Source organism: Pseudoalteromonas sp. DL2-H2.2, assembly GCF_021532535.1.
Lineage (GTDB): Bacteria > Pseudomonadota > Gammaproteobacteria > Enterobacterales > Alteromonadaceae > Pseudoalteromonas > Pseudoalteromonas rubra_A.
On the sequence record NZ_JAKGBD010000008.1, the window covers coordinates 192,502 to 204,503 of the forward strand.

Consider the following 12,002-nt stretch of genomic DNA (forward strand, 5'->3'; position numbering starts at 1 on the left):
CCTTTCCTATGAGGTTTGGCGCAACTGCCTCGGTTGCGCCTTTTTTATTTGCCACTATTCATCCAGCGTCAGGACTACCCGCCCATTAATTTCGCTGTTCAGCATTTGCTCAAATACGTCATTGATGGCTTCAAGGGGTCTGGTCTCGATAATGGCTTTGACCTTGCCCTGTGCGGCAAATTGCAGGCACTCGACCAGGTCCTGACGTGTACCAACGATACTACCAACCACACTGACACCCTTGAGCACAGTATCAAAGATAGGAATGGGCATTTCCTCTGGAGGCAGGCCAACGAGCACACATACGCCACCGCGTTTAATACTATGAAAAGATGAGGTAAAAGCGGATTTGGATACGGCCGTACAGATTACAGCCTGAACGCCGCCCTGCTCAGTTTGTATGGTTTGCGCCGGATCTTGCTGAGTGTAGTCCACCACCAGGTCGGCGCCCAAGTCACGTGCCAGTGCAAGCTTTTCTTCTCCACTGTCTACGGCGACTACATTCAGGCCCATGGCTTTGGCATATTGAATGGCCAGATGACCCAGACCGCCTGCGCCAACAATGGAGACCCAGTCGCCGGGTTTGGCACCTGACACTTTGAGTGCTTTGTAGGTGGTAACGCCGGCACAAAACAGCGGTGCGGCTTCAACAAAAGGCACATTATCGGGGATTTTAACCACATAATTGGCGTCAGCTTTGGTAAATTGTGCATAACCCCCATCGACTGAGTAACCGCTGTTTTGCTGTTGCGGACAGAGGTTTTCATCGCCTTTCAGGCAATGCTCACAATGGCCACAAGCACTGTGCAACCAGGGCACGCCAACTCGATCGCCAAGTGCCAGATGGGTTACATCCTGTGCTTTGGCGACCACAGTACCCACCCCTTCGTGGCCGGGGATCAAAGGCAGCTTAGGTTTTACAGGCCAGTCTCCGTGGCAGGCATGCAAGTCGGTATGACATACCCCACAGGCGGCAATTTCGACCAGCACTGAGCCCGGAGTCAGAGTCGGTTTGTCGACGGTTTGTATTTCTAACGGCTGTTTAAAGGCATGGACGAGCGCGGCTTTCATATGATTCTCTCCTAGAAGATGTTAGCCACGAGTATAGTGATTTAATACTGACATAATTTGATCCGGCGCAAACTCGTTAGCGACTATGTCTTCAACTTAGGTATGGCGCTGACCGTAAGCGTTAGCTGGCAATGTAACGATTGTCATACAGCTGCCTCAAGATAGCCGTGCGTTTTTAAAATGAGCGACTAAACTTCATGCAAAATAGCAGCTTGTATCAGTCTTTGTTTGAATGGCTCAGACCGAAAGCGTCAGGATAAGCACCTTTATTGGTACGTAAGGGGCTGTAATTTACCAAACCAATTTACTGAGCTACAGTTTGCCTTCAGCCAGACCTGTCATTTGTCGCTCATTACTGACTGTTTATCGCAGCCAGTATGCGAGGTTCATGGCCATATCTACTGAGTAGGTAAAGCTTGGGTAGTTGCATATTTGTTAAATTTGTATTTTGTTTTGCTTTATTTTTTAGTGCTTTGTGATAGCATCAATATGAAAATCATCGAAAAGGAAACGTTTTAGCTGTTTGCAAAGCAGCGAAAAGAAGAAAATAACAACGTTAGGGAATGGTATTTTTAGTTCAGTTGTCGTCCCGCCAGATTAACACTAGCAGAGAATTTAAGCCTGGTTGAACACCAGTTTTTTGATTATTTTCAATTTAATCAAAAGTTTGTTGGTGCCGGGTGTTAAAGGTGTAGTTGATTAGCATGGCTTGCGGTTTTAAGCGGTTAGTTAACCTTGAAAACCACAATGACAGCGTGATGCGACTTTGCGGTTATTCGCAGTCCAGAACCTCACACTTTGTCATTGTGTTTATGTAATTAATTGGTTTTTTCCAATTTTACGGTTCGAACAGCTGTGCTTAGTACCTGGGGTGATGCCACTTTAACTGCTTACCTTTGGGTTATTGAGTCAGATGTTCTGAGCAAAGGAACTTACTCAATAAACCTTGTATGGGTATGGCATGAATAACGACTTAGTGGCTACATTAGTGACATTGGCCCGGACACGTGGCGATGACATTGCATATCAGTATTTCTTCGAAGACAACCAACCGGCAGTTTCCCTGAGCTACGCAGAGCTCGACTTAAAATCCAGAAAAATAGCAGCTCGTTTGCAGACTTACTTCGACAGAGGCGACAGAGCCTTACTCTTGTATAATTCTGGGTTTGAATTTGTTGAAGCCTTCTTTGCCTGTTTGTACGCCGGCATTGTCGCCGTACCTGTTTATCCGCCGAAAAAGAATCAAAATACCGACAGGCTGAGAAGTATTATTGAAGATGCCGGGGCAACCGGTGCACTGACCAGCAATAAAATTTACGAGATTGCCCAGCCGTTATTTGAAGCCGAAGCCAGCCTTAGCAATGTGTCTATCATTGCCACCGACAGCGAGGGAGTGGAGCAGGTTGAGCCTATGCCCAGGGAGGATATCCGCATTGCTCCGCAGGACCTGGCATTTTTGCAGTATACCTCGGGTTCGACGGGGAGCCCTAAAGGCGTGATGGTAAGCCATGCCAACATCATGGATAACGAAGAAATGATGAAGCTTGCCTTTGGCCACAGCAGCGATACGCCTATTGTGAGCTGGTTGCCTCATTTCCACGATATGGGGCTGATCTTCGGTATTTTGCACCCTATCTATATTGGTGCACCTGCCGCGCTGATGAATCCCACCTCGTTTTTGCAAAAACCTCTGCGCTGGCTGAAGTTGCTGAGCGAGACCAAAGCCGTTACTTCCAGTGCCCCCAACTTTGCCTACGACCTGTGTGTTGACACCATCAAAGAAGCAGAGCTGGCGAACCTGGATTTGTCGCACTGGCAAAGTGCGCTCAATGGCGCCGAGCCGGTGCGGGCCAGCACGCTTGAGCGTTTCTATCAGAAATTTAAACGCTGTGGGTTTCGTCGGGAGGCCACCGCTCCCTGTTATGGCATGGCAGAAACCACCTTGTTTGCCACCGGCGGGCGCCTGCTGAAAACCCCGTCCGTGTTGCAGCTCGACAGCAAGGACATGCATCAGGGTAAGGCCTCGTTATTAACGCCAGCCTCAACCAGCACAGAATCCTTTTATGATCAAAACGCCACGGATAACAATCCGGCAGATAATCAGCCTTATTATGCGGTGTCGTGTGGCAGCACCTGGCATGGCCATACGCTGGCGATTGTAAATCCGGACACCAGGCAGCGCTGCGCTGAGGGGCACACCGGAGAGATCTGGGTAAAAGGCGCCAGTGTTGCCCAGGGCTACTGGCGCAAAGCCAAGCAAACCGAAGAGATTTTTCAGGCCCGCATTGCCGATGACAATGATGGTCCTTATCTGCGAACCGGCGATTTGGGCTTTGTCTATCAGGACGAGCTGTATGTGACCGGGCGCGCCAAGGACGTGATGATCTTCCGTGGTAAAAACTATTATCCGCAGGATATTGAGCTGACCGTGGTTGAGGCACATGCTGCTATGGATAACAACGGTGGCGCGGCGTTTTCTTATTTGTCTGAGCAAGGTGAAGAGTGTCTGGTAATCGTTCAGCAGGTAAAACGCACCGCCGTACGCAAGCTCAATGAGCAGGAGATTTTTGCCGCGATCACCTCAGCAATTACCGATCAGCATGGCATCACGCCGTATGAGGTGGTGTTGATCAAACCCGGCAGGATCCTCAAAACCTCCAGCGGTAAAATCCAGCGACAGGAAAATAAACGTCATTATCTTGCCGATACCTTTGACGTGCTGGCTCGCTCTCGTGCGCCGGAAGCTGCGAGCGAACAGCCGTTGCGAAAAGCAAACACACCAGATCACTCAGAGCTTGAAGCCACGCTGCGCAAGGTGTTACAGCAAGTCGTGGGCGATGAGGTTGAGCGCCAGCCAAATAGCCTGGATGTTGATGCCACCTTTTTATCTTTAGGGGTGGACTCGATGAAGGCCGTGCGGATCTCCGGCGAGTTGATGGAGCTGCATGATATTGAACTTGAAGCCACGGTGCTTTACGAGCATCCGTCGATTGCCCAGCTTGCCCATTATCTGTGTCAGTTTGAGTCAGTGCGCGAACGCCTTGAAGTACAGGGGCAGCCTCCTGTTGAGCACACAAAAGTGCAATCTGAAGCGCCGGAGGTTGAGCGAAACGAGCCTGAGGCACAATCGTTGCCAGATACGATGGATGTGGCTGTCATCGGTATGGCGTGTCGCTATCCAAAAGCCTCAGACGTCGATGGATACTGGCATTTATTGGCGGAAAAACGCGATGCCATCAGCGTGCCAGACGCAGCTCGACAGGCACTGTGCCCTGAGCTGGGCCAGGCTCGACTGGGTGGATATCTGGACAACATCGAACAGTTTGATGCCGGACTGTTTGGGATATCACCAGCAGAGGCCAGATACATAGACCCCCAACATCGCTTGCTGCTTGAAACCAGCTTCCATGCCATTCAGTCGGCCGGGATGATGCCAGCCGAATTGGCCGGTCAGCCCGTTGGCGTGTATGTGGGGATTTCTCAGAATGACTACTTTAATATGTCGAATAAGGCGCAACAGGGCAATGCCTATCTCGGCACCGGCACGGCGCTGAGTATTGCGGCAAACCGTTTGTCTTATACCTATAATTTCACCGGGCCTAGCCTCTCTGTCGATACCGCTTGTTCTTCTTCTTTGGTGGCTTTACATCATGCCCTGAGCGGGATCCGCGCAGGCGATATGCCCATGGCACTGGTGAGCGGGGTGAACCTGATCCTCAGCAATGAGGTTACGGATGCCTGCGAAAATGCCCAAATGCTGGCCGAGGATGGCCGTTGTAAAACCTTCTCGCGTGCTGCCGATGGCTATGTGCGCAGCGAAGGCGTTGGCTGTGTGTTACTAAAACCGCTGGCACAGGCGATGGCCGACAGGGATCCGATTTATGGGGTACTGAAGGGCAGTGCGGTCAATCAGGACGGCCGCAGTAATGGCATCACCGCACCCAATGGCGCTTCACAGCAAAGGGTGATCAAAGCAGCATTACACAGTGCGGCAGTTGCGCCGGCGGATGTACAGTATATTGAAACCCATGGCACCGGTACTGAGCTGGGCGACCCCATTGAAGTGTCGGCACTGGCAAAAGCATATGGGGAAGGGCGTGCGCCCAATCAGCCCTTGCTGTTGGGGTCGGCAAAAGCCAACATTGGTCATCTTGAGTCTGGTGCAGGCCTTGCCGGGCTAATTAAAACACTACTGTGCCTGAATAAAGGCCAGGTGCCAGCCCAGCTGCATACCGCGCAGCTGAATGCCCATATTCCATGGCAAAAGCTGCCGGTACGGGTTGCAACGCAAGCCCAGGACTGGCCTGCTCAGGGTGATAAACCCAGACTGGCGGCGGTCAGCTCGTTCGGCTTCGGTGGCACCAATGCCCATGTGATCTGTGCCCAGGCACCTGCTTACCCTGATCAGAATAGCAAAACCTTGTCAGTAAACTCGGGGTATGTGCTGCCATTGTCGGCAAAATCCACCAAATCACTGGCAGCGCTTGCCAGCCGTTATGCCAATGCGCTGAGCACAGCAACGCCATCAAGGTTTGATGCCCTTGTGAGTCAGACCGCGTGTATGCCCCATTACAAAGAAGCGCGTCACGCTTTTGTTGGCGAAACCCGCGAGGCGCTGGTTGCCGCGCTGAATGACTCCACTCAGCTTGCTCACTGTGCAAATGAGCCGCAAGCTGTAGCGCATGAACTGGTGTTTTTGTTTACCGGGCAGGGCGCGCAATATCCTGATATGGGCAAAGCCTTGTACGATACCCAAGATGTGTTTCGCGATGCCATTGATGAATGTGATCGCCTGCTGGGAGATACGCTAGGGCCCAGGCTACTTGAGGTTTTATACAGCGACCCGGATGAGCAATACCTGGCGCAAACTCAGTGGACCCAGGTGTGTTTGTTTGCCATTGAATACGCTCAGGCGCAGTTATGGCGTAGCCGAGGCCTGAAACCAGATTATCTGGTAAGTCATAGCGTCGGGGAATATGCCGCAGCCTGTATTGCGGGCGTATTTTCGCTCGCCGATGCAATCAAGCTGATTAGCGAGCGTGGCCGACTGATGAATGCACTGGCGGACAATGGCCGCATGGTGACCGCGCGTTGCGACCGCGCGCAGGCCGAAGCACTGGTGGCTGACATAAGCGAGCAGGTGTCGGTGTCGGCTTATCATGGTGAGTCGGGCGTGGTATTTTCTGGTCACAACAGCGCCATGGATAAGTTATGCGCGGCACTGGATAGTGCCAACGTGCGCCACAAAGCCATCAACACAGCACGGGCATTTCATTCACCGCTGATGCAGCCCATGCTCAGTGAATTTGCCAAAGTAGCTGCACAAATCAATTATGCTCAGCCAACAATCCCTTATATTTCGTCTGTGACCGGCCAGCAAGAGGCGCTGCGTGTGTGCGACCCAAGCTACTGGGTTGAGCAGATCTGCGCACCCGTGCAGTTCGAAGCCTGCATGGCACAACTGGCTCAGTTAGATGCCTATTGTACCCTTGAACTGGGCCCCAAGCCGGTTTTGTGCGGCTTGTTGCAGGAAAACCGCCCGGCTGAACAGTACGAGTTTTTGCATGTATTGCATGCCAAAGGGGCTGATCTGCCGCGTTTATTGTCAGCACAGGGACGCTTGTTTGAACTCGGGTTGGCGCTGGACCTGGCGCAGAGCCCGGCAAGTGAGCACCAGCCCAAAGTACCTTTACCTTTATACCCGTTTGACCACAGCCCCTACTGGATAGCCGACCTGCCCGCCGAGTTAAGCGCACAGCAGAGTGCGCAAACTAATACCGAGCAGGTGGCTGGTTCTCGCGAAGAAGCGATCCGCGCCTTTGTTCTCAATACTTTATCGCGTTTGTTATCTATGCCGGTCGCCGATATTCAGACTCATGTACCGCTGCTGGAAATGGGTGTTGATTCGCTGATGATCATGAATGCGGTGCGCACCTATGAGCGAGAGTTTGGGCTTGAATTCAGTGTCCGTCAGTTTTACGAAACGCTCAGTACGGTTGACTTGTTGGTGGCCCATATCATCGAACACAGTGACTATCAGGTAACATCTGTGCAGGTTACACCGAGCCATTCAAATAACAGTGAACAAATACGCGTAGCAGCAGTTGAAGCAACGCCGATTAATGCACCAGCCGAGCTGGTTGCCACAATTTGTCGTGAGCAATTACAGGCCGCTGCGATGGTGACCAACAGTAATGCTGCGCACAGTGTTGAAGCGGTCGCTGCCCGTCAACTGGCCATGTTGCAAGGCCTAAATGGCGAACAGCAAACTTCTGCTGTGGCACAGGCATCAACGCCCGCGCCACAGGTGGTAACCGCAAAGGTAACGCCAACTTCGCAGGCTACAACGCAAAGCGACGCAACCCGAGTGTTGCCCGGGTTTGGCAACAAGCAGATAACCACGGCTGCCAGCAGCCAGTCTGTGCAACGTCATTTGGCATCGCTCACAGAACGCTACTGTGCAAAAACGCCACTGTCAAAAGCCATGGTGTCTGAGCATCGTCCGCATCTGGCGGATTGTCGCGCGTCGGCCGGGTTCCGTCTGTCCAGTAAAGAGCTGCTCTATCCGGTGTTTGGTAAGCGCTGCGAAGGCAGCCGGATCTGGGATATTGACGGTAATGAATATATTGATATCACCATGGACTTTGGCGTCAATCTGTTTGGCCACAAGCCGGCATTTGTCACTGAGGCGCTGAAGCAACAAATTGAAGACGGTCTGCAACTGGGGCTGGCGAGCCCGCAGGCCTGTGAAGTGGCTGCGCTTATCAGCGAGCTGACCGCTCTGGAGCGCGTGACCTTTTGTAACTCAGGCACTGAAGCTGTGATGACCGCTGTGCGCCTGGCGCGCAATAAAACCCGCCGCAACAAAATCGTGCAGTTTGAAGGCGCTTATCATGGCCATTATGACGGCACACTGGCGCAAAACGCACCGGGTGGTGACGTGGTTGAACCTATGTGTGGCGGCGTCAGAGCCGGCGCTATCAGTGACAATCTGGTGCTTGAATACGGCGCAGAGTCGGCACTGCAATGCATCAGAGCGCAGGGCAACGAGATTGCTGCGGTTCTGGTTGAGCCGGTGCAAAGCCGTCATCCGTCGCATCAGCCGTGGGCATTTTTGCAGGCGCTGAGAGCACTTACGGCTGAGCAGGGTATTGCGCTTATCTTTGATGAGATGATCACCGGTTTCAGAGCCCATCCGGGCGGCGTGCAGGCCATGCTGGGGATCCAGGCGGACATGGCAACCTATGGCAAGATTGTCGGTGGTGGCCTGCCTGTGGGCGTGGTTGCGGGCAGCCATGAATTTATGGATGGCATAGATGGTGGGGTCTGGCAGTATGGCGATGCGTCTTATCCGCAGGCGGACACGACCTTTTTTGCCGGGACTTTCTGTAAGCATCCGCTGGTTATGGCCAGTGCCAAAGCAGTGCTGAGTGAAATTAAAAAACAGGGCCCGCAGCTGCAAGAGTCAGTCAGTGACAAAACCCAGTATCTGGCGCAGACGCTCAATGCATTTTTTGCAAAGCAGGGCATCCCCATGCAAATAGAGCATTTTGCTTCTTTATTCCGGTTTCGTTTTAGCCAGAATCTGGATGTGTTTTTCTATGAAATGCTCAATCGCGGCGTGTTCATCTGGGAAGGACGTAATTGTTTCCTTTCGGCGGCGCACACCGAGGCCGACGTCAATACCATCATTCAGACCGTTAAAGACAGTGTGCTGGCATTAAAAGCTGCCGGTTACTTTGGCGAGCCAGACCCGGCTGATGCACAACCCGAGCAGTTCCCGTTAACGGGGGCGCAGCAGCAACTACTGGCGCTGGCGCTTAAATCTGAACACGGCGCAAAAGCGTATCATCTGCAGGCTGTACTGCGCTTAAGCGGAGATCTGGACAAAGCTCGCTTGGCTGAGGCTATCGCCCAGCTGAGCACGGATTATCCCTTGCTGTGTTATTCGGTCGACCCGCTCACTTTGTCTCATGTTAAGCAGGCACAACCTGTTTTAACTCAGCACACCGACAGCGTTACCCTGACTGAGTTGCGTTATCGCCCCTTTGAGTTTGGCGCGCAGCCTTTGTGCCGATTCGATTTGCTGCAAACGAATGCACAAGAACATGTGCTTAGCATTAGTGCACACCATGTGCTTTATGACGGGCTCAGCCTGCAACAGCTGATGCACCGCATTGCCAGCAATTATAGCAGCGCAAACAGTCAAGTAACTTCGCCGCCTGTGGTGCACTTTAGCGCCTATGTTGAAGACGTAGAGCGCTATCTGGAAAGTGCTGATTATGCGCAGGATAAAGCCTACTGGCTGGACCAACTGGCACCTTGCGAAGCGCTGGCGTTACCCACACGTTTTGGCGCCGACAGCCAGGAAAGTTTTTTGGTTGAAAAGCGGGCGTTCAAACTCGATGCGCTATCAGAAGTCAAAGCGCTGGGCCAGTCTCAGGGCTGTGGCCAGTTTGCAACCTTGCTGGCCGCGTATGCCTTGTGGTTAAACAAGCTGACGGGCCAAAAGCACATTGCCGTTGGTATCCCGGTGTCTGATCGCGGCTTGCTCAGTGATGGCTATAACCCGGACGACCTGGACCTGCATTTACCGGGATACTGCACCAATATTTTGCCTGTGGTGGTGGAGTTCAGTGGCTCGATAACAGTAGGCGAGTTGGTTAAGCAGGTGCAGTCCAGCCTGCTTGAAGCCTTCGAGCATCAGCACTTGCCCTACAGTGAATTAACCCATGAGCCGGTGTGTTTGCCGCAAACCTTGTTTAACCTGGATAAGGTACAGCAGCTACCAGAGTTTTCCGGACTGAGCGTATCGACCTGTACCACAGATACCCGCTTTGGCCAGTACCCGTTAAGCTGCAACTTATTATATGTTGATGGCCAGTGGACGCTGGAGCTGGAATACCTGAGCGCGCGCTACGATAGCGATATGATGGATAATTACGCCCGAGCGCTCATCGGCCTGTTTGCCAAGGTGAAGGGCGCTCAGGCGTGTGCTGATGTGTGCCTGCTCGACGAGGCTGCGCAGGCACAACTGCTGGGGCAGACTTTCCAAAAGCCTGCACAACCTTTGCTGCTGGATGCACTGGATGAGCAAGAGAGGCACAGCGCGCAGCACAGCGCACTGATTTGCTCAGAGCAGTCACTGACTTATGAGCAGCTACAGGCACGTGCCAATCAGTTGGCAAATTATCTGACTGCTCAGGGCGTTGGTCGCGATGCGCTGGTGGCCATTGCACTGCCGCGGCGCACGGAACTATTAGTAGCCTTACTGGCGGTACTAAAAACTGGGGCTGCCTTTTTGCCACTTGATTTGAGCTTTCCGCAGGCTCGTTTGCAGGACATGCTGAGCGACAGCAAAGCAGCGTTCTTACTCTGTGATGCGCTGAGTGAGGCGGCGGTGGCCATTGCTAACACCCGACTTGATATTATCGACCTGGACGCCCGCCAAGGAGAGATTGCCCGCTGCCCGAATACCTTCGATGCTCAGCTAATCACGGCGCAACAACCTGCTTATGTGATTTACACCTCCGGCTCTACCGGTAAGCCCAAAGGCGTTGAAATAAACCACGGGGCACTGGCAAATTTGTTACATACCATGGCCAAAGAGCCCGGCCTTAATCAGTCCGACTGCCTACTCAGTGTGACCACCATCGCCTTTGATATCGCTCTGTTAGAGTTGTTCGGCCCGCTGACTGTCGGTGCCACGGTATTGCTGGCCAGCGAACAGGCTTGCAGCGACCCGAACGAACTGGTTGCGCTGATCGACCAGCATCCGGTGACTGTGATGCAGGCTACCCCGACTTTGTGGCAACTCTTGCTGGCGGCACGCCCGGATTGCGTGGCCGGACTCACCGTGTGGAGTGGCGGCGAGCCGTTAACCCCGGTCCTTGCGGCGCAATTGCTCAGTCAGGCAAAAGCGCTGTGGAATATGTACGGACCAACCGAAACCACCATCTGGTCTGCCACAGCGCAGATCCTCGACCCCGAAGACATCACCATAGGCAAGCCGGTGGCCAACACGCGCCTGGTGGTTCTGAACGAACATGCCGCAGTGCAGCCTGTGGGCGTATGGGGTGAGTTGTGGATCGGCGGGGCTGGCCTGGCTGAGGGATATCTGGCACGACCTGAACTGACGAAAGCGCGTTTTGTCACTTATCAATTGGAGGGCGGTGGCAGCGAGCGGCTGTATCGCACCGGCGACCGGGCCCGGTTGCTGGCCGATGGCCGGTTTGAGCTGGATGGCCGACTTGATCATCAGGTTAAGCTGCATGGTCACCGCATTGAATTAGGTGAAATAGAAGCGCAGTTGCGTAAGGTGCTCGGCGAGGTGGATGTAAGGGTTTTTGTCAAAACCACAGCGCAAGGCCAGTCGGCGCTGTGTGCCTACGCCATTGAACAGGACCAGTTGGCACAGCGCTGGACGATTAGTGCCCTGCGCAGTGCGCTGGCAAATCAACTACCGACTTATATGCTGCCCGAGTACCTGTGCTGGCTAACGCAGTGGCCAACCACGGCCAATGGCAAGCTGGACCGCAACGCCCTGATGGTGCCAAGCGCCAACCAGGGCACGCAAACCGAGCTATGCGCGCCGCAATGTGCAACACAAGAAAAGATCCTGGCCTGTTACTGTGAGCTTTTGAATACCAAGCTGCTGGGAACTCGCCACAATTTCTTTGAGTGCGGCGGTAATTCGGTGCTGGCCATGCAGCTGGTGTCACGGCTAAACCAGCACTTTGCCATCAGCGCCACGGTTGGTGACATCTTTGATAACCCCAGCACAGTGCAACTTGCGGTGCGGGTGGAAGAGCTTATCAGTGCGGGCCCGGCGGACCTGCACAATGGCGTTGAGCGCCTGAGTAATATTGTCAGTGGTCGCGATATCAGTGTGGCATTGGATGATCAATCCATGACGGAGATGGACTTGTAAG

Annotated in this window: 2 protein-coding genes; one reads left to right on the forward strand and one right to left on the reverse strand. The window is 53.3% G+C overall.

Annotated features, from left to right (window positions below; genetic code table 11):
• Nucleotides 1–54: 54 nt before the first annotated feature.
• Entirely contained in the window at nucleotides 55–1,071 is a 1,017-nt protein-coding gene (gene adhP, locus L1285_RS15130) for an alcohol dehydrogenase AdhP (RefSeq protein WP_235413034.1), read from the reverse strand.
• 961 nt (nucleotides 1,072–2,032) lie between these two features.
• On the opposite strand from adhP, the gene L1285_RS15135 reads away from it, so the two are divergent.
• Nucleotides 2,033–12,001, forward strand: a complete 9,969-nt coding sequence (locus L1285_RS15135) for a non-ribosomal peptide synthetase/type I polyketide synthase (RefSeq protein ID WP_235413035.1) — start codon at nucleotides 2,033–2,035, stop codon at nucleotides 11,999–12,001.
• Nucleotide 12,002 lies beyond the last annotated feature (1 nt).